Raw genomic sequence first — 18,062 nt, 5'->3', positions numbered from 1 at the left:
AGGGAAGGGCGGGCCTTATTGCATGCTCATTGTCGGTTAGGAGTCCTGCGGGTCGTCGTCAAGCGCGGCGCCCTTGCCGTTGCCCACATATTTGCGCCACCAGTAGATGAGAAGAAGCACGATGATGGCAGCGGCAGCCAGAATGGCCCACATCCACCACTGCCAGTGAATACCAGAGCTGTTGAATGCGGCCTCGTCTTCCGGATCCATTGGCACTCGGTGGCCGGTGACGAGCAAGCGGTGGGTATTTACACCGTAGGGGGTGCAGGTAATGAGCGTAACGAGGTCCTGGCCTGGCTCACGGTGGAGCGAGCTGGTGTCCGCAGGCTCGACGACCCGAATATCGTGCACCTCGTACTTGAGCTTCTCGCCGCCGGCGGCGATGTAGAAAGCATCGCCCTTCTTGACCTTGGTCAGGTTGTCCCACAGCGTGGCGTTTTGTAGGCCCGTGTGAGCGGAAAGTGCTGCGTGCCGGCCCTCACCATCACCTACGCCGCCGACAGGTAAGTCCGTGCCATAGAGGTGGCCAGCGCCGCGAGAAAGTGCCTTTTCTGAGGTGCCGTGATAAATGGGCAGATCGGAATTGATGGAGGGGATAACAATGCGGCCCATGGCATCGGTCTCCGACAATACAGACAGGTATTGGCGGTAGCGCTGGTATTCGGGAGAGTCTTCGTCATCGGTGGTGGTCCAAGCGTCTTCCACACTGATGTGGCCCAGCTGGGCATTGTAGGCCTGTGCCTCGTCCCACGCGGTGTGCAGTACCTCAGGCGGGGCTTGCTTCTCCAGTTTGGCGTATTCCTCCGCGGCGCGGGATTGGGTGTGGTTGTTCCACTGCGTGGCCACGACGGGGTAGAGCAAGACACCGAGGCCGACGAGGATCAGAATTAACGCAATGATGGCGTTGGGGTTGACGCCCTTTTTCTTGGGTGTGTTCCTGACTTCCACTGGTTCGTGCTTGCCCATTGTGTCCTGCCTGTGTGGGGTCTGTTGCCGCACGCCCCTGAGCTGACGTGGGGCGTTTTAAGAGATTCTTAGAACCTCAGACTAGGGAAGAAGCAGATCTAAAAGAAATCGTTTCTGTGTCTAGTCACCGATAACGAAGCACAGGGCTTCATACCGATTCAGAGTGGCCTCATCGATGGTTAAGATTTGATCAATCGCGCGCAATTCGCGGTGTTCATCGACTGTGCGGGGCGCAAGCTCTTGGAGTAGATGCTCACGCTCAGCGCAAAACTCCGCTGTGGTTTTGGGCGTGAAGATCGGGGCTGTCATGGTCCATCCTGTAGGTATGAAATTAGTCCATGAAATGGGAAATTAAGTGGAGCCGACGACGGGAATCGAACCCGCGCCAGCAGCTTGGGAAGCTGCAGTTCTACCATTAAACTACGTCGGCGCAATGCAGGTTGTGCATCGCTCTAAAGCTTAGCACTGCCGCCGCCTGAGGCCATAAATACCCCAGTGGGGAGGTAGACTATGATCCGTGCTTCTTTCTGATCGTGATATCCGTGCCGCCATTGCCGCTGATGTTCCCGAGCGTCTGGGCGTTGAGCCCTTCGACGCTGAGATGGTCCAGCCTTCTTCCATCGATGTGCGCTTGGACAAGTTCTTCCGCGTATTTAATAACTCGCGCTACACGCATATCGACCCCAAACAGGAGATGCCGGACCTCACCAGCGAGGTGGAGGTGGCCGAGGGCGATGCTTTCGTCCTACACCCAGGCGAGTTCGTGCTGGGCGCCACGCTGGAGAAGTTCACCCTGCCGGCGAACCTGGCGGGCCGCCTGGAGGGCAAGTCTTCCCTGGGACGTTTGGGTCTGCTCACGCACTCCACGGCGGGCTTTATTGACCCGGGCTTTTCCGGCCATATCACGCTGGAGCTCTCCAATACGGCGAACCTGCCCATTACTCTGTGGCCGAACATGAAGGTGGGCCAGCTGGCCATCTTCCAGATGTCGTCGCCAGCGGAGGCGCCGTACGGTTCCGGAGCGCTGGGGTCGAAGTACCAGGGCCAGCGCGGGCCGACACCGTCGAAGTCCTATCTGAACTTCCGTTAAACTTTTCTGCCCTGTCGCGCATGCCGCCCGCGTAGCGCCTAAAATGGCTGGTTATGCGTATGACAGTTATTGGTACCGGCTACCTGGGTGCGACGCACGCCGCCTGTATGGCGGAGCTCGGCCACGAGGTACTCGGTGTAGATGTAGATGACAACAAGATCGAGGCTCTCAAGAACGGCCGCGTGCCGTTCTACGAGCCGGGCCTGCCGGAGGTTCTCGAGCGCAACATCGAGGCCGACCGTCTGGGGTTTTCCACCAGCTACGACGACGCCGCGGAGTTTGCGAACCTGCACTTTCTGGGCGTCGGCACTCCGCAGCGGCACGGTTCCTATGCCGCTGACCTGACCTACGTGAAGTCCGTCATTTCGGAGCTCGTGCCGCGCCTGAAGGGCGAGCACATCATCTTTGGTAAGTCCACCGTCCCGGTGGGCACGGCGGCGGAGCTGCAGAAGATGGCCGATGACCTCGCCCCGGAGGGCACCAGCGTGGAGATCGCGTGGAACCCGGAGTTCCTGCGTGAGGGCTACGCCGTCAAGGACACCATCAGCCCGGACCGCATCGTCCTCGGCGTTGGCGAGGGCGAGACCCACGCCGAGGAGATCGCGCGCGAGGTCTACGCGCAGCCGCTGGCGCAGAACACCCCGTTCATCGTCACGGACCTGCAGACCGCGGAGCTGGTCAAGGTCTCCGCCAACGCCTTCCTCGCCACCAAGATTTCCTTCATCAACGCTGTGTCCGAAATCTGCGAGATTGCCGGTGCGGACGTGGTCAAGCTTGCCGACGCAATCGGGTACGACGAGCGCATCGGCCGCAAGTTCCTGGGCGCTGGCCTGGGCTTCGGCGGCGGCTGCCTGCCCAAGGACATCCGCGCGTTCATGGCCCGTGCTGGTGAGCTCGGCGCCGATCAGGCCCTGACCTTCCTCCGCGAGGTCGACGCCATCAACATGCGCCGCCGCGACCGCGTGGTGGACCTGGCCAAGCACGCCTTCGACGGCTCGCTGCTGGGCCACCGCGTGACCGTCCTGGGCTGCGCGTTCAAGCCGAATTCCGACGATGTGCGCGATTCGCCGGCCCTCGCCGTGGCCGGCTCGCTGTCCCTGGCGGGTGCCGCCGTGACGGTCTACGACCCGGAGGGTATGGAGAACGCGAAGAAGGTGTTCCCGACGTTGAATTACGCCCCGACTGCCGACGCCGCCCTGCAGGACTCCGAGCTGGTCATCCTCGCCACCGAGTGGCAGGAGTTCCGCGACCTCGACCCGGCTGCGGCCGGCGAGCTCGTGGCCAACCGCCACATCATCGATGGCCGCAACGTCCTCAACGTCGATGCTTGGCGTGCCGCCGGCTGGACTGTTGACGCTCTCGGCCGTGTCCTTCCGGCATCGTAAACGCCGCAATTGCCGTGGTCAGTGGCACCGCGAGGGTCAAGGCCATGGCGCCCAGCAGCGAGCGCATGACCTCCGTTGCCACGAGATCGCTGGAGAGGATCTGACCCGCTGGGCGCTGCGCCGCCGTAATGAGAATGAGTAGCGGCAGCGCGGCACCGGTGTAGGTCAGCACGATGGTGTACACCACGGACGCGATGTGGTCGCGTCCCACCTTCATCGCGGACGCAAAGAGCTTTCCGGGCCCCGCCGAAGGGTCGGCTGCATGCAGCTCCCGCACGGTCGAAGCCTGCGCGACCGCGATGTCGTTGAGGCTGCCCAACGCGCCCACAATGAACCCGCACAGCAGCACGCCCACAACGGGCACCCCGGGCATGTAGAGCAGCAACTTGAGGTTGTCTTCCGAGCTTGCGCCGGTCAACGCCGTGCTGCTTATCGACGCCCACCCCAGCGCCCCCGCAACCCCTAACGCCACGAGCGCGCCACCCAACGCCGAGGCGGACTTCCAGTTCACGCCGTGGACAAGCGGTACGACGAGGAAGAGAATCGCAGCACAGGCTGCCAAGGCTAGCGGCAGCGGTGGGTGTCCTTCGACTAGTGAAGGTACGAGGTAGAACAAGACGATAGCCAAGCTAATCCCCAGACCCGCCATCGCGCGCAGGCCATGCCACGCGGCAAAGCCGACGATGATGACCGCCGCGATGATGGCCCACAGCGCGAGGTTGCCGCCGCGTCGGTAGTCGGCGAAGGCGTACGTTCCGTCTGCTGAGCGCGACAGCATTACCTCATCGCCGGGATTCAGTGTGGGGTCGCCCGCCACCCCATAGAACACGAGCTGTGTGATGCGGCCTTGGTCTTCGCCGGAGGTAAGGTCAAGGAGTACGCGCGTGCAGGATGTGTCATCGCCGGAGGCGGGGATGAGTGGCGCCTCGTCGAAGGCCGTGCCCGTGTGTGGGTCGCTGCACAAATGGTTATCCACAGTCGTCACCGTGCCGTCAACCTGCGGCTGGTTGAGCGCATACGTTGACGCGAAGTCGGGGCTGGTGTGCTCGGTCAAGGCACTGGTGGGGCGGAGAATAAACAGGCCAGCTACCGTTGCGAGCGCTGCCACTGCCAAGAATCCAAGTAGTCCCACCCGCCACGGGCTTAGGCTAGTCATACCTACTATTGTGAACGATTGTCATAAGAATGAAAACTTATGCTGATGCGTTCAACAAGTTATCCACAGGCTGGCGGCGGCACTGTTGTGTGGTGCGGGTGGGGCGTTTAGCGTTGCTGGCATGAACCTTGTGGAAGCGCATCTTCGCAGCCAGGCGGCGGGCATCGAGCTCGTCGCCGGCGTTGCGGGGCTCAGCCTCGACCAGCTGCGGGCGTGGGGCCCGGAGTCGGCGGCCCAGTCCCTGCTAGCGCTTTACGACGTCTACTTTGCCCCCACCTCCTACACCCGCAAGCAAGCCCGTGCCGTGGACGCTGCGCGCTCAAACGGCCACGACCTGCCCACGCTTGAACTCATCGAGCGCTTCGCCCGCCGCCTTAAGAAACAGCGCGAGGCCTGGGATTTCCGCATTGAGCTGTGCAGCATCGCCGGCGACGAGAAGACCGTCGCCCGCTATGCCCGCACTCGCATCCGCGAGCTCAACCCGCCTCCCACCCCGAAGCCGGGTATCAAGATTCGCCGCGGCAAACAACTGTCCAAGCTCACCCTCACTGCACCGGCCGCACTCATCGAGGATCTCCGCCCCAACATTGATGAAGACGATCCCGTTGGGTCCTTCACCGCAGCATTTCGTGAAGGGCGGCTTGCAAAACCGGTGGCCCAGACCTTCGCTGTCATGGAACTTCCCGAATACGCCAAGATCCTCGGCCGCCTCGGTGACCCTTCGACCCCGCGCCCCGATTCCCACCCCGCCCCGCCCGCGACCACCGCACCTGGCTCGTCCGCTGTCACCCCGTCTGGCTCCGGCCCGGCGCCAGACCTCGGGGACATCGTCATCCAGCTCTCCAATGGCGCGAAAATCACTGGGGCCGAGCTTGTCCAACGCGAGCTTGCCGGGGAGGGCCTCGTCATGCTCGTTGACCGCGTCAAAGGCCCCGTCGAACTTCTTCGCACCCAGCGCCTCGCCTCCGAGAAGCAGCGCATCATGGCCATTGGTGAACAGCCCACGTGTGCCTGGGACGAGTGCCTGTGTGGCGCGGACTACGCCCAGATTCACCACATCACCGAATGGCGCAACGGCGGCGAGACAAACCCCGAAAACCTCACCCCGCTCTGCGAGTACCACAACGCCATCAACGGACTCCCCGGCCGGGGACGCATCGTCCGGGAGAATGGCCGAATCAAGTGGCAGCCGCCAGGACCCCGCGATCCGCGCGAGCCGTTCCACCCGCACCGTGCGCCCCGCGCCCAGCGCCTCCCCGACGCCGAAGACACCACAGGCCAGACTTCAGCCGGCTCTACCGCCAGCCCCGATGCCACCGGCGGTTCACGTCGGGCGTCACCCTCCGGGCCAGCCCCGCCCCGCGGCGACCCTTAACCACTCCACCCCGCTCGACTCTGCGAGCGGGGCAGGGCACACCTGCGCTATTGGCGGTAGCTGGCCAGGAAGTTGCCCAGGCGCTCAATCGCATTCCCCAACTGCGACGCCCAGGGCAGCGTGACCACGCGGAAGTGATCCGGCGCCGGCCAATTGAAGCCGGTGCCCTGCACCATGAGGATCTTCTCCGCGCGCAGGATGTCGAGCATGAGCTTCGAGTCGTCATGAATCTCATAAACCTCGGGGTCCAAGCGCGGGAAGCAGTACAGTGCACCCATCGGCTTGACCACGGACACGCCGGGAATCTCGTTGAGCCGCTCGTAGGCAATGTTGCGCTGCTTGAGCAGGCGCCCGCCGGTGCCGGTGAGCTCGTAAATCGACTGCCGCCCACCCAGGGCCACCTGGATGGCGTGCTGCGCCGGCACGTTCGGGCACAGCCGCGTTCCCGCCAGCAGGTCCAGGCCCTCGATAAACCCGCGCGCGTGGGACTTCGGGCCCGTCAGCACCATCCAGCCAGCGCGGTAGCCGGCCACGCGGTACGCCTTGGACAGGCCATTGAACGTAATCGTCAGCAGGTCCGGCGCCAGCGACGCAATCGAGATGTGCTGCGCGTCGTCGTAAAGAATGCGGTCATAAATCTCATCCGCCAAAATCAGCAGGTTATACTCGCGCGCCACCGCAACGATGTTCTGCAGCACCTCCCGCGAATACACCGCGCCCGTCGGATTATTCGGGTTAATGACCACAATCGCCTTGGTCTTCTCCGAAACCTTCGCCCGGATATCCTCAATCGACGGGTTCCAGTCATCCTCCTCGTCGCACAGGTAGTGCACCGGGGTACCACCCGCCAGCGACGTCGCCGCCGTCCACAGGGGATAGTCGGGGGCGGGGATGAGGACCTCGTCGCCGTCGTTAAGCAGCGCCTGCGTCACCATCGTGATGAGCTCAGAAACGCCGTTGCCCAGATACACGTCATCCAGATCGAAGGCCGGGAAATCCTCCAGCTCATAGCGCGTCACAATCGCGCGGCGCGCGGAGATAATGCCCTTCGACGTGGAATAGCCCTGCGAGGTCGGCAGCGCCGCAATCATGTCCCGCATAATCACATCGGGCGCGTCGAAACCAAACACCGCGGGATTGCCAGTGTTGAGCTTCAAAATGCTGTGCCCATCCAGCTCCATGCGCTCCGCCTCGGCGGACACCTCACCGCGGATATCGTAGGCCACACCCTGCAGCTTGGTGGATTGGTCAAAAATCCGATTTTGAGTCATGTGGGCTATGTTACTTCTGGTTCCACTGCTCCAGCTTGCGTTTGGCCAGATTCATCGCATCCCCGGTGATTTCGCCTGCTTGCCGACGCCTCTCCGCCCACTGCGCCTGCTCCAACGCCCGCATCTGCGCGCGCTCTTCTGCCGTCGCGGCCTTGAGCTCTCGGCGGCGCTGGCGCTCAATCTGCCTCAGCGACGGGCGGTGCCACGATTCCGGGCCCACCTTCGCCACGTAGAGCATGATCCACAGCGCCGGAATGAGAAACAGCAGGCCCGTTCCGGTCAGCGCGGCGGTGACGCCGGACAGGGCGGCAAAGGATGCAATCGCGCCGAAAAAGAGCCCGAGCGAGCCCACCATGGCCGTGGCTAGGCGCGGCTTCCGCGTGGACTCGAACGCGCGGGCCACTTCGCCCTGGGAGTACACCTTGAGCTCACTGCTGGCCTTGGTGGGGATATCCATGAAGACCGCCGCCAGCTCGCGCCTGGTCGACGCCACCATCACCGCGTCGGTGCGCTCTTCGAACTCGTCGAGGCTGAGTCGGCCTTCACCCAGCGCTTGGGCGAGATCGTTGACGGCGTCGGTTCGTTCGGCGTCGGAAAGCCGCATGCTGTAGGGATTTGTCACAGATATAACCCTAACCCTTTTCGCGCACCAGGGTGGACAGCAGTGGGAAGATGGCCACGGTCAGCGCGCCGCCGGCGATGAAGATGGAGCCCGTTTCGGCGTCGACAATGCCGGAGTCCACCGCCACCGTCATCACCGCGACGATGATCGGCAGACCCGTCGCCGCGTACAGCGCGACCTGGATGCGCTCGCGGGTGGTCTCCACGTCGGAGCCGGTGTGGTGAATGTTCTCACGCAGGAACACCGGCAGGCCGCGCGTGACCAGAATCAGCGCGGGGATGCCCAGGACCTTGAGCGGCTCCTCCACAATGACGTGCCAGTCAATCGACATGCCGGAAATAACAAAGAAGACCGGGATGAGCATGGAATAAAACACCACGTCGAGGCGGTTTTCTAGGCCCTTGTGGAACTCGTCCGGGATGATGCGGTTCAGGATGATGCCGGCGGCGAACGCGCCCAGCACAATGTCCAGCTCGAAGACTGCCGTCACCGCCATGAGCACCGCCAGGATGAGGATGATGAGGCGCAGAATCGTCTGGTTGGTCGACCCCGCCCCGGAGATGAACGCGTCCTTGAACCAGGGCATGAGCTTGCCGACGGCAATCGGCATCAACGCCACCGCCACCGCAATCGCGATAAACGCCAGCAGGATGAGCATGGTGGTCAGCGTGGACCGCGTTCCCAGCAGCAGCGCCATAGCGGTAATTGGGGCGACCTCACCAATCGCGCCGTGAATGACGACAGAATCACCGACCTTCGTGCCAAGCAGCTGGTCTTGTTTCAGCATCGGCGTAATCGTGCCCAGCGCCGTCGACGTCAGGGCGATGGCCATAACGATGGCGCCGGGGATGTCATCCATGAGGAAGTACGCCCCGATGCCACAGGCCACGGCGCAGATGAGCCACGTGGAAAGTCCCGTGACGGCCTCTTTGGATTTGAGCGTGGCCAAGTCGATTTCAAAGCCGGCGAGAAGGAACAGTGCACCAACGCCCAGTTCCTTCAGCATGCCGATACCGGGGTCCTCGTGGGCCAAGTCCAGCATCGACGGGCCGATGGCCATGCCGAAGAAAATGAGCAGGGCCACGGCCGGCATCTTCTTGCCCAGGATGTGGGAGACCAGCGGCGCGAGCAGCGCCACGGCCATAATCCAGGCGAACGAGACAAGCGACGGCGTGTAAGCGTTCTCGCCCGCAGCGAGGACGAAGGTCGCGTCAGAAAGCATGGTTCAGAGCGTACCTGCGCCGCGCGGCCTGCGCCTATTTTTGCTTCGGCGGCAGGGGAGGCGGCGGAGTGCCCCCGCTTTCCGACGCCCCCGGCGCCTTCGGCGCTGCAGGAGCGTTCGGAACTTCCGGCGCACCCGGAGCACTCGGTGCCGCGGGCGCATTCGGCGCGGCAGGAGTAGACGGTGCAGCCGGAGCGCTCGGTACGGCTGGTGCGGGCGGTGCGGCAGGCGCTGCTGGTGCGTTCGGGGCCGTTGCCGCGGACGGAGCGCTCGGTGCCGTGGGCGCGTTGGGCGCTGCCGGTGCGCTGGGAACGGGTGCAGCCGGAGCACTGGGTGCAGTCGTTGGCGCGGGAGCACTCGGCGCGGCAGGAGTAGACGGCGCCGCGGGAGCACTCGGCGCGGACGGTGTAGACGGTACAGCAGGCGCTGCTGGTGTGCTCGGGACGGTTGCTGCAGACGGAGCGCTCGGCGCGGCAGGAGTAGACGGTGCAGCCGGAGCACTGGGTACGGATGGTGCGTTCGGCGCTGATGGCGTAGCGGGGGCACTGGGAACGGGTGCAGCCGGAGCACTGGGTACGGACGGTGCGGCTGGTGCCTTTGCTGCAGGCGGTGCGGAAGGAACGCCGGGCGCGGGTGGCGCAGCGGGTGCGCCGGGAGCGGGTGCAGCCGTCGGTGCTGTGGGCGCTGCCGGTGCAGATGGTGCCGCAGGGGTTGCTGGAGCAGACGGTGCCGCGGGAGCACTGGGTGCGGAGGGCGCTGCCGGTGCGGCAGGTGCAGAGGGGGCGGTGGGTGCCGCTGGAGCGGCGGGAGCGGCAGGGGTGGACGGAGAGGCCGGGGCAGCGGAAGCGGGTGGTGCGGACGGCGCCGTGGGCGCGGCAGCGGAAGCGGGTGGTGCGGACGGCGACGTGGGCGCAGCAGCGGAAGGTGCCGCTGGGGACTTGGGAGCAGCCGGCGCGGCAGGGGCGGACGGAGAGGCCGGGGCAGCGGATTCGGCGGGGGAGAGGCGGCGCGGGGTCTCGAGGAAGGCCTTCTCGCGTGGGGCGGGGAGGTCGCCGGTGGGGGCGATGGCGTCGCGAAGCATGAGCGCAACGTCGGATACCTGCGTCTGCGGGGCGACCGACTTCACGCCGCCGGTGAGCATCACGTTGCAGAACGGGCAGCCGGTGGCAATCTGCTCCGCGCCGGTGGCCACGGCCTGCTCCGAGCGGAACTCGTTGATGCGCGTGCCCAGCTTCTCCTCCATGAACATGCGCGCGCCACCCGCGCCACAGCAGAAGGCCTCGTCGCGGTTGTGGTCCATTTCCGCCAGGGAGGCACCGGTGGCCTCCACCAATTCACGCGGCGGGTCGAAAACCTTGTTGTGGCGGCCCAGGAAGCACGGGTCGTGGTAGGTAACAGGGCGGCGGTTCTCCGGCGAGCGCGGCACGGGCACCAGCAGCTTTTCGCGCACCAGGCGGTTGAGCAGCTGCGTGTGATGCAGCACGTCGAAGTGGCCGTCGAAATCGGGGTATTCGTTACGGATCGTATTGAAGCAGTGCGGACAGGTGGTGATGATTTTGCGCTGGCCGGTGGGGACGCCGGCGAAGGCGCTATTAAGCGCGGCGACATTCTGCTCCGCCATCACTTGGAAGAGGAACTCGTTGCCGGCACGGCGCGCGGGGTCACCCGTGCAGGATTCGCCCGTGGCCAGCACGCCGAACTTCACGCCGGCGGTGTGCAGCATGTCTACCACGGCACGCGTCGTGGCGCGGCCCTGGTCGTCGTAGACACCGGCACAGCCCACCCAGAACAGGTACTCCAGGTCCGAGAAATCCGTGGCGTCCTCGCCGATAATCGGCACCTCAATGCCATCGGCACGCGCCTCATCAATCCACGTGCGGCGCTCCGAGGCGTTGCGGCCCCACGGGTTGCCCTTGGTCTCCATGTTCTTAAACATGCCGGTGAGCTCGGACGGGAAATCGGACTCCGCCAGCACCTTGAAGCGCCGCAGGTCCGCGATGTGGTCGATGTGCTCAATATCCACCGGGCACTGGTCCACGCAGGCGCCGCAGTTGGTGCACGCCCACAGGACGTCATCATCAATCGTGCCGGCCATCGCCAGCACGTTAAGCCCCTCATGCGGGTTGTAGTTGTCCAAGGCACCCTGGCGCAGGTCCATCATGACCTTCTTCGGGCTCAGCGGCTTCTCGGTGTTCCATGCGGGGCACAGGTCCTGGCAGCGGCCGCATTCGGTGCAGGAGGTGGCGTCGAGAAGCATCTTCCAGCTGCCCGGCGTGAGGTCTTCCTCAAGGTCCGGGGTGGGCAGGGACTTCAGCGCCTTCGCACCGTCGGCGTTGCGCTGGAAGAAGATGTTGAAGAACGCCATGAAACGGTGCCACATCACGCCCCACTGGAAGTACCGCGCGATGCACGCGATGAAGACCAGGCCCGACAGGAGCTTCACTAGGGCAAAGAACTGCACTGTGCTTGGCGACGCCCCCATCAACCCCGCCACATGCATCGTCACGAAATCAGCCCACGGCGACCCACCGCCGTAGGTAGCGATGGTGGAGGCTTTGACCAACAGCATGCCGAGGCCCTCGATGAACACAATGCCTTCCACCAAGCGCGCCGGGAAGACCTGCGAGTTGTAGAAGCGGCTGCCGCGCTCAGTGTGGCCGAGCTTGAGGCGCACTGCGGAGAGGAAACCGATACCCAGCACCGTGGCGATGCCGAGGACTTCCTCGATGAAGTGATAGACGGGCCAGTCGCTGAGCCACGGCCAGCCCTTATCAGGCGCGAAGGTTTGGATATAGGCCTCAAACCACACGACGATGCCGAAGAGGAAGCCCACCATGACGAGCCAGTGCGCGGCGTTGACGAGCGGGCGGCCTTTAAAGTGGGTATGGCCGAAGACCTCGGTGATGACGCGGCCCGCGCGGGCGACGGGGCGGTCGAAACGGTTGAGCTGCGTCGGCCCGCCGGAGCGGATGAAGCGGAAGAGCACCCCGACTCGGTAGAAGAAATACAGCCACACCGGGATCGATGCGGCGATGGCAACCCAGCCGTACATGCGTGCTCCTTTATCGCTTGGCTCAATGCTGCCTCCTACCTTAAGGCCTCGGGCGTGAAATCCGGGAGTTGGGATTCAGCTATCATTTTGAGGGTTAAGAATTCAGGAGGCGTTATGGGCAGAATCAGTGTTCCGAAGGCGGCGGCGGGTCTTGTGGCGGGTTTCGCCGCTTTCGGCGTGGCCGGGTTTGCGGTGGCACAGGGCGGTCTGACGGCGAACCTGGCGCTCTCGGGCACGTTTTTCAACGTCAACATGCGCCATCTAGAGGGCGAGGGATTTTCGCTCTTCGTGGACAGCGACAAGAAGGGCGAGGAGGACGTCCCCACCGCGCGGCTGAAGCTGGAGCATGCCGTGGCCTCGGACTTGTGTCTTTATGTCACCACCGACCTGCCCGCGGTGGGTGAGTCAACGCTCGCGCTCAAGGCCAAGGGCGATAACAGCGTGGAGGCCACCGACCTCCTCGTCGGCGCCTCAGATATCGAAGGTTCGCTGGTCATGCAGGACGCCAACGTGGGCATCGATGCCAGCCAGCTCTCCCAGACCGCCGACCCCGGCACCTGGGGCCTCTACGCCAAGCAGGTCTCGCTGACTGCCGACGATGTCCGCGCTACCTCCATCGGCGCGAAGACCCTGTCCGCGAAGAACGTGGGCGTATCCGTGGAGCGGGGCCGCAGCAGTGGCTGCTAAGACGCGGAATAAGTCGCGGTTTCAGGAATGGCGCGCCGGGCGGCCGTTCATCCCGGGGCTGCTGCTCATTTTGTCGGGCGTCGTGATTGCGATGCCGGCCTACTTCACGGTGCAGATTTCGGACCTGCTCGTCATGATTTCCACCGTGTCGGGCGTGTCCACGCTGCTCATCGGCGCGCTGCAGGTGATGTTTGGCCTCGGCGCGTGGTTTCGGCCCGCTACCGCGACGTACCTCGGGGTCTTGGGCATCATTGTCGCGGTGGTAGCGGTGCCCACCTCGAACCTGGGCGGGTTCCTCCTCGGTTCGCTGCTCGGCATCGTCGGCGGCGCGCTGACTCTTGCGTGGGAGCCGAGCGATGCGTAGGCGCGGAGCACTCGCAATGGTGCTGGCGGCCGGGGCGCTGAGCGTTGCCGAGCCAGTCAGCGCGCAGGTCGCGCCCGCCCGGCCCTATTTCTCCACCGTGACGGCGGACGAGGTGACGCTGCGGGGCAACGTGGGCGTGGCGCTGAGCACCATGCCCACGCGCGACGGGGAGGTGCGCGTGCTGGAGCTGACCGGGGACCGCCTGGACGTGCGCAACCTAGGTATCACGCTGCCGGGCAACGCGGGCGACGGCCTGCTCACCACCGGTGGCGCGGTGACCACCGTGGAGAACGCGCGCGTGGTGGCCACCGGCCTGGTCGCCACGCCAGCGGTGGCGGGCGCGGACACCGTGACCGTCGCGGTGGACGTCGCCGACGTCAACGCGGTGCGCGAGGCGCTGGGGTTGCCATCGGACGCTGCGCTTCCCGACGTCCTCATGGACCACGTCTCCCTCACCCACGTCACCCTTGAGCTGGCAAACCTCACCGGGGATAGCTTCTCCGCCCCGGTGATTGCGGTCGGCGTGGACTAGGACTCGCGGAACTGGGACTGGTGGAGCCGGTAGTAGGCGCCGTGGGCGTCGAGAAGCTCGGCGTGGGTGCCCTGCTCCACGATGCGACCGGACTCCATGACGATGATGAGGTCGGCGTCCCGAATCGTGGACAGGCGGTGCGCGATGATGAAGGACGTGCGGTCCGCACGCAACGCGTTCATGGCCTTCTGGACCAGCATCTCAGTGCGGGTATCCACCGACGAGGTGGCCTCGTCCAGAATGAGCAGCGCCGGCTGCGCCAGGAAGGCGCGGGCAATAGTGATGAGCTGGCGCTCGCCGGCGGAAATCGCGCCGCTGTCCTGGTCGATCTTCGTCTCGTAGCCGTCGGGAAGCGCGTGCACGAAGCGGTCCACGTAGGTGGCCTTCGCCGCGGCGATGACCTCCTCATCGGTGGCGTCGAGGCGGCCGTAGCGGATGTTGTCCATGATGGTGCCCTCGAAGACGACGGCGTCCTGGAGCACCATGCCCACCTGGGAGCGCAGCTCGTGCCGGGACATCTCGGTGGTGTCGACGCCGTCCAGGCGGATGGTGCCAGAATCGATGTCGTAGAAGCGCATGAGGAGGTTGACCAGCGTGGTCTTACCAGCCCCGGTGGGGCCCACGATGGCCGCGGTCTGGCCCGGCTCCACGTGCAGGGAGAGGTCCTGGATGAGTGGGGAAGCGGGATCGTAGGAGAAGTCCACGTCCGCGAATTCCACCAGCCCCTGGGCGCGGCCGCCCAGGCGGGAGCCGGTCTGCTCGGGCGTCTCCTCCTCGGCGTCGAGGAACTCAAAGACGCGCTCTGCTGAGGCCACGCCGGATTGCACCTGCTGCATCATGCCGCCGAGCTGGCCCAGCGGCTGGTTGAACTCACGCGAGTACTGGATAAAGGCCTGCGCCCCTCCCAAGGTCAGAGTGCCGGAAGCCACCTTGAGCGCGCCCAGCACCGCGATGACCACGTAGGACAGGTAGGAGATGAACTGCATGATCGGCATCATCATGCCGGCCAAGAACTGTGCCAGCGAGGCAGAGCGGAAGAGCTCCTCGTTGCGCTTATCGAATTCTTCGGTCATGGCGTCGATGCGGCCGAAGACGGTGGCGAGGTCGTGGCCGGAGAAGGCCTCCTCCACCTGGCCGTTAAGATCGCCGGTGGCCTTCCACTGCGCCTTGAATTGCTTCTGTGCGCGGGAACCAATGACCGCGACGATGACCAGCGTGAGCGGCAGCGCCAAGAGTGCCACAAGCGCCAGCTGCCACGAGACGGTAAACATCATGACCGTAATGCCCACGACCATGAGCAGGTTGTAGAACAGCTGCGAAATGGCCTGCTGGAGGGCGGATTGGATATTGTCGGCGTCGTTGGTCGTGCGAGAGAGCAGGTCGCCGCGCGAGTTGGAATCGAAGTAGTTGAGCGGCAGGCGGTTAATCTTGGCCTCGATGCGCTCGCGCAGCTCGAAGACCACCTTCATCACCAGCGAGTTGAGCAGGTAGCCCTGCCACCACTGGAACAGCGAGGACACCACGTACATCGCGATCACGATGCCGATAATCGTGCCCAGCTTGTCAAAGTCAATGCCAAAGCCCGGGTTGAGGTCCATGGCGGAGGCCATGTCCGCGAACTTGTCCTGGCCCTGGGCGCGCATCGCCTCGATAGCCTGGTCCTTCGTCACGCCTGGCGGCATCTGGCGCGAAATCACGCCGGAGAAAATCACGTCGGTGGCCTTACCCATCACCTTCGGCGCGGCCACGGCGAGGACCACGCACACGATGTTCATCGCGCCAATCGCCCACAGCTGCACCTTGAACGGTGCGAGCAGGCCGAAGAGGCGCTTGGCGGAAGGCCAGAAGGCCTTGGCCTTGCGCGGGGCGGCCTCGCCGGTCTTCTCCTCCAGCTCCGCAGTCTCGTGATCGTTGTGCGTTGCGTCGAGCTTCTCAGCCATTTATGCCACCTCCGCGGTCTTCTGGGAATCCACGATTTCGCGGTACGTATCGGAGTTTTCCAGCAGCTCCTCGTGCGTGCCGCGCGCAACGATGCGTCCGGCGTCCATGACCAGAATCTGGTCGGCATCCACAATCGAGCTCACGCGTTGCGCCACGATGATGGTCGTGGCCTCGGCGGTGTAGTCGCGCATGGCGTCGCGCACGGCGGCGTCGGTCAGCACGTCCAGCGCGGAAAAGGAATCATCGAACAGGTACACCAGCGGGCGCGCGACGAGCATGCGGGCAATGGACAGGCGCTGGCGCTGGCCGCCGGAGACGTTGGTGCCGCCCTGGGCGATGTGCATGTCCAGGTCCTCGACGAAGTCCGCCTGGGCGGTGCGCAGCGCTGCCCACAGCTCCTCATCGGTGGCCTCTGGGGCGCCGAGGCGCAGGTTGGAGGCGACGGTGCCGCTGAACAGGTACGGCTTCTGCGGCACGAGGCCCACACGCTTGACGACGTCCGCCCGGGCCATATCGGCCACATTCGTACCGTCGAGCAGCACCTGGCCCTGCGTGGGCAGGTAGAGGCGCGGGATGAGCGAGAGCGCGGTGGTCTTGCCGGAGCCCGTCGCGCCGATGAGCGCGGTGGTGGTGCCGGGGGTGGCGGTAAAGGAGACGTCGTGAAGCACGGGCTCATCGGCGCCGGCGTACTGGAACGTGACGTTATCAAGCTCCACCACGCCCTCCGAGCGCTCCGGGGTAACGGGGTGGGTGGGCTCGGTGATGGAGGGCTCGTGGTTGAGGACATCGGTGATGCGGCGAGCGCAGATGATGGCGCGCGGGAGCATCATGGCCATGAAGGTGCCCATCATGACTGCGGCGAGAATTTGCAGCAGGTACTGCAGGAACGCGGTGAGCGAGCCGACCTCCACCAGACCCTCGTCCACGCGGTGGCCGCCAAACCACAGGACCGCGCCCGTGGCCACGTTGAGGATGACCGTGATGATGGGGAACATGAGGATGAACAGCTGGCCCACCTTGAGTGACAGGCCGGTGAGGTCCTGGTTGGCGTCGCGGAAGCGCTTCGCCTCGTGCTCCTCGCGGGTAAACGCACGGACGACGCGGATGCCGGCGATTTGCTCGCGCAGCGTGCCGTTCATGGTGTCGAGCTTGCCCTGCCAGGAGCGGAAGAGCGGCATGAGGCGCAGGATGATGGCGGTGATGGCGGCCAGCAGGACCACGACGGACACGACCACGAGCCAGGACAGGCCGGCGTCCTCGCGCACAGCCATGATGATGCCGCCGATGGACATGATGGGGGCGGTGACCATGAAGCTGAGGATCATCATGTAGACCATCTGGATCTGCTGGACGTCATTGGTGCCGCGGGTAATGAGGGTGGCCGTGCCGAAGTGGCTCATGTCCTCGGCGGAGTAGCGGGTAACGCGGCGGAAGACGTCCGAGCGCAGGTCGCGACCGAGGCCCATCGCCGTGCGCGAGCCGAACCAGATCGCGGCAATGGCGGCGATGACCTGAATGAAGGCCACGGCGAGCATGATGCCACCGGTGCGCCAGATATAGTCGACGTCCACCTGTGCCACTCCTCGGTCAATGATCTTCGCGTTGAGCGAAGGCAGGTAGAGCGTGGCGGCGGTGGAGAGCGCCTGGAGGATGAGAACCGCGATGACGTAGCCGGCGTACGGCTTTGAGCGGGATAACAGTATGCGAACGAGTTCCATAAACCAGCGATTCGTGCGGAGTGTGCAGTGACCGCGCAAGTTTATCCCTTGTGGTTGCGCGGGCGCTAGCCCGTGCGTCTAGCTCGCGCGCGTGGTGTGCAAGATGAATGTCTCCGGTGGGGTGAGGCGCTCAACGGCGAGGGCGATCCGCTGAGTCGACGTTTCCCCTACGCGCATGGCGTGATGGAGGATGGCTCCTTCGTAAAGCGCGTCAAGCACCAGCGTGGTGGGTTCATCAAAATAGGTGGAGAGGATTTCCTGACATGCACGTGTCCATTCCAGGAGGATCATGCGATGGCGTGGCCGGCGAAGCGATAGTGCGTAAAGTTCGCTGCCTAGGATGAGATCGGTGCGTGAACTGGCGGTAGCCGAGAGCATGTCCACGGTGGCGGCTCGAGCGTCCTTGAGCGTGGAGACGCCTTCGTAGAATTCTCGAAACTCGGTAACTGAGCGGTGAGTGAAGCTCTGGAATGCGGCGTTTATGAGGCCGTCTTTATCAGAGAAATAATAGGCAATGGAGCCGAGCGCCACATGCGCCTCTGCAGCGACTGCACGCAGGGTTAGTCCTGCGACGCCTTCGCGGACAATGGTGTTTAGCGCAGCAGTTATGATGAGTTCCCTGCGCTGTGTACCTTCTCTAGACATCTCGCTCCCTGTGTGTGGTGATCCTTCAGTCTAGTG

General features: G+C 64.5%; 16 protein-coding genes and 1 tRNA gene. 6 read left to right on the top strand and 11 right to left on the bottom strand.

Annotated features, from left to right (window positions below; all coding sequences use genetic code 11):
- Positions 1-36: 36 nt before the first annotated feature.
- From ACKFR8_RS07910 to ACKFR8_RS07900, 3 genes are all read right to left on the bottom strand, one after another.
- A complete protein-coding gene (locus tag ACKFR8_RS07910) occupies positions 37-966 on the bottom strand; it encodes a class C sortase (protein WP_408929691.1) in 930 nt (309 codons plus the stop codon).
- A 120-nt stretch (positions 967-1,086) separates the two neighbouring features.
- Complete coding sequence (locus tag ACKFR8_RS07905; RefSeq protein WP_204099431.1) at positions 1,087-1,275, bottom strand: hypothetical protein; 189 nt, start codon at positions 1,273-1,275, stop codon at positions 1,087-1,089.
- Positions 1,276-1,322: 47 nt separating this feature from the next.
- A tRNA-Gly gene (locus ACKFR8_RS07900) sits at positions 1,323-1,396 on the bottom strand.
- An 87-nt stretch (positions 1,397-1,483) separates the two neighbouring features.
- Between ACKFR8_RS07900 and dcd the strand changes: the two genes are divergently transcribed.
- Together dcd and ACKFR8_RS07890 are read left to right on the top strand one after the other, a co-directional pair.
- On the top strand, positions 1,484-2,056 hold the full coding sequence (dcd, locus tag ACKFR8_RS07895; RefSeq protein WP_204099432.1) for a dCTP deaminase: 573 nt from the start codon (positions 1,484-1,486) through the stop codon (positions 2,054-2,056).
- A 53-nt stretch (positions 2,057-2,109) separates the two neighbouring features.
- Complete coding sequence (locus ACKFR8_RS07890; RefSeq protein ID WP_306508383.1) at positions 2,110-3,441, top strand: UDP-glucose dehydrogenase family protein; 1,332 nt, start codon at positions 2,110-2,112, stop codon at positions 3,439-3,441.
- On the opposite strand, the gene ACKFR8_RS07885 is transcribed toward ACKFR8_RS07890, so the two are convergent.
- Entirely contained in the window at positions 3,371-4,597 is a 1,227-nt protein-coding gene (locus ACKFR8_RS07885; protein ID WP_296134129.1) for a YibE/F family protein, read from the bottom strand. The genes ACKFR8_RS07890 and ACKFR8_RS07885 overlap by 71 nt on opposite strands.
- A gap of 121 nt (positions 4,598-4,718) precedes the next feature.
- On the opposite strand from ACKFR8_RS07885, the gene ACKFR8_RS07880 reads away from it, so the two are divergent.
- Entirely contained in the window at positions 4,719-5,972 is a 1,254-nt protein-coding gene (locus tag ACKFR8_RS07880) for an HNH endonuclease signature motif containing protein (protein ID WP_408929690.1), read from the top strand.
- A 47-nt stretch (positions 5,973-6,019) separates the two neighbouring features.
- Here ACKFR8_RS07880 and ACKFR8_RS07875 read toward each other — a convergent pair whose 3' ends face one another.
- The 4 genes from ACKFR8_RS07875 to ACKFR8_RS07860 are packed head-to-tail and all read right to left on the bottom strand — an operon-like array spanning position 6,020 to position 12,139.
- The gene (locus ACKFR8_RS07875; RefSeq protein WP_408929689.1) at positions 6,020-7,243 is read right to left on the bottom strand and encodes a pyridoxal phosphate-dependent aminotransferase; all 1,224 of its coding nucleotides are present in this window, start codon (positions 7,241-7,243) and stop codon (positions 6,020-6,022) included.
- Between the two features lie 10 nt (positions 7,244-7,253).
- Positions 7,254-7,865 carry a DUF1707 SHOCT-like domain-containing protein gene (locus ACKFR8_RS07870; protein ID WP_408929688.1) on the bottom strand — a complete coding sequence of 204 codons (612 nt, stop codon included), beginning with the start codon at positions 7,863-7,865 and terminating at the stop codon, positions 7,254-7,256.
- A gap of 10 nt (positions 7,866-7,875) precedes the next feature.
- Positions 7,876-9,087: a cation:proton antiporter gene (locus tag ACKFR8_RS07865; RefSeq protein ID WP_408929687.1), complete on the bottom strand. Its 1,212-nt coding sequence runs from the start codon at positions 9,085-9,087 to the stop codon at positions 7,876-7,878.
- A 34-nt stretch (positions 9,088-9,121) separates the two neighbouring features.
- A complete protein-coding gene (locus ACKFR8_RS07860; protein ID WP_408929686.1) occupies positions 9,122-12,139 on the bottom strand; it encodes a (Fe-S)-binding protein in 3,018 nt (1,005 codons plus the stop codon).
- A gap of 114 nt (positions 12,140-12,253) precedes the next feature.
- On the opposite strand from ACKFR8_RS07860, the gene ACKFR8_RS07855 reads away from it, so the two are divergent.
- From ACKFR8_RS07855 to ACKFR8_RS07845, 3 genes are read left to right on the top strand one after another with little or no spacing between them, the layout of a single operon-like run.
- Positions 12,254-12,826, top strand: a complete 573-nt coding sequence (locus ACKFR8_RS07855) for a DUF6230 family protein (RefSeq protein ID WP_296134139.1) — start codon at positions 12,254-12,256, stop codon at positions 12,824-12,826.
- Positions 12,816-13,190 (top strand): DUF6114 domain-containing protein, encoded by a 375-nt coding sequence (locus tag ACKFR8_RS07850; protein WP_408929685.1) that lies wholly within the window; start codon positions 12,816-12,818, stop codon positions 13,188-13,190. Before ACKFR8_RS07855 ends, ACKFR8_RS07850 begins: the two co-directional genes overlap by 11 nt.
- A complete protein-coding gene (locus ACKFR8_RS07845) occupies positions 13,183-13,722 on the top strand; it encodes a hypothetical protein (protein ID WP_408929684.1) in 540 nt (179 codons plus the stop codon). The genes ACKFR8_RS07850 and ACKFR8_RS07845 overlap by 8 nt, the downstream gene beginning before the upstream one ends.
- On the opposite strand, the gene ACKFR8_RS07840 is transcribed toward ACKFR8_RS07845, so the two are convergent.
- From ACKFR8_RS07840 to ACKFR8_RS07830, 3 genes are all read right to left on the bottom strand, one after another.
- Positions 13,719-15,662 carry an ABC transporter ATP-binding protein gene (locus ACKFR8_RS07840; RefSeq protein ID WP_408929683.1) on the bottom strand — a complete coding sequence of 648 codons (1,944 nt, stop codon included), beginning with the start codon at positions 15,660-15,662 and terminating at the stop codon, positions 13,719-13,721. The genes ACKFR8_RS07845 and ACKFR8_RS07840 overlap by 4 nt on opposite strands.
- Positions 15,663-17,381 carry an ABC transporter ATP-binding protein gene (locus ACKFR8_RS07835; RefSeq protein WP_408929682.1) on the bottom strand — a complete coding sequence of 573 codons (1,719 nt, stop codon included), beginning with the start codon at positions 17,379-17,381 and terminating at the stop codon, positions 15,663-15,665.
- Positions 17,382-17,459: 78 nt separating this feature from the next.
- A complete protein-coding gene (locus tag ACKFR8_RS07830; RefSeq protein WP_306507348.1) occupies positions 17,460-18,026 on the bottom strand; it encodes a TetR/AcrR family transcriptional regulator in 567 nt (188 codons plus the stop codon).
- Between the last annotated feature and the right edge of the window lie 36 nt (positions 18,027-18,062).

Origin of the sequence: Corynebacterium axilliensis (assembly GCF_046097495.1) — a bacterium.
Classification (GTDB): Bacteria; Actinomycetota; Actinomycetes; order Mycobacteriales; family Mycobacteriaceae; genus Corynebacterium.
The sequence above is the reverse complement of the archived record's forward strand: the minus strand, read 5'-3'. Positions and strand labels throughout refer to the sequence as shown.

Coding starts and splice junctions, on each gene's coding strand:
- ACKFR8_RS07910 (WP_408929691.1), bottom strand. CDS start 966: ATGGGCAAGCACGAACCAGTGGAAGTCAGGAACACACCCAAGAAAAAG.
- ACKFR8_RS07905 (WP_204099431.1), bottom strand. CDS start 1,275: ATGACAGCCCCGATCTTCACGCCCAAAACCACAGCGGAGTTTTGCGCT.
- ACKFR8_RS07890 (WP_306508383.1), top strand. CDS start 2,110: ATGCGTATGACAGTTATTGGTACCGGCTACCTGGGTGCGACGCACGCC.
- ACKFR8_RS07885 (WP_296134129.1), bottom strand. CDS start 4,597: ATGACTAGCCTAAGCCCGTGGCGGGTGGGACTACTTGGATTCTTGGCA.
- ACKFR8_RS07880 (WP_408929690.1), top strand. CDS start 4,719: ATGAACCTTGTGGAAGCGCATCTTCGCAGCCAGGCGGCGGGCATCGAG.
- ACKFR8_RS07875 (WP_408929689.1), bottom strand. CDS start 7,243: ATGACTCAAAATCGGATTTTTGACCAATCCACCAAGCTGCAGGGTGTG.
- ACKFR8_RS07865 (WP_408929687.1), bottom strand. CDS start 9,087: ATGCTTTCTGACGCGACCTTCGTCCTCGCTGCGGGCGAGAACGCTTAC.
- ACKFR8_RS07860 (WP_408929686.1), bottom strand. CDS start 12,139: ATGTACGGCTGGGTTGCCATCGCCGCATCGATCCCGGTGTGGCTGTAT.
- ACKFR8_RS07855 (WP_296134139.1), top strand. CDS start 12,254: ATGGGCAGAATCAGTGTTCCGAAGGCGGCGGCGGGTCTTGTGGCGGGT.
- ACKFR8_RS07845 (WP_408929684.1), top strand. CDS start 13,183: ATGCGTAGGCGCGGAGCACTCGCAATGGTGCTGGCGGCCGGGGCGCTG.
- ACKFR8_RS07840 (WP_408929683.1), bottom strand. CDS start 15,662: ATGGCTGAGAAGCTCGACGCAACGCACAACGATCACGAGACTGCGGAG.
- ACKFR8_RS07835 (WP_408929682.1), bottom strand. CDS start 17,381: ATGGAACTCGTTCGCATACTGTTATCCCGCTCAAAGCCGTACGCCGGC.
- ACKFR8_RS07830 (WP_306507348.1), bottom strand. CDS start 18,026: ATGTCTAGAGAAGGTACACAGCGCAGGGAACTCATCATAACTGCTGCG.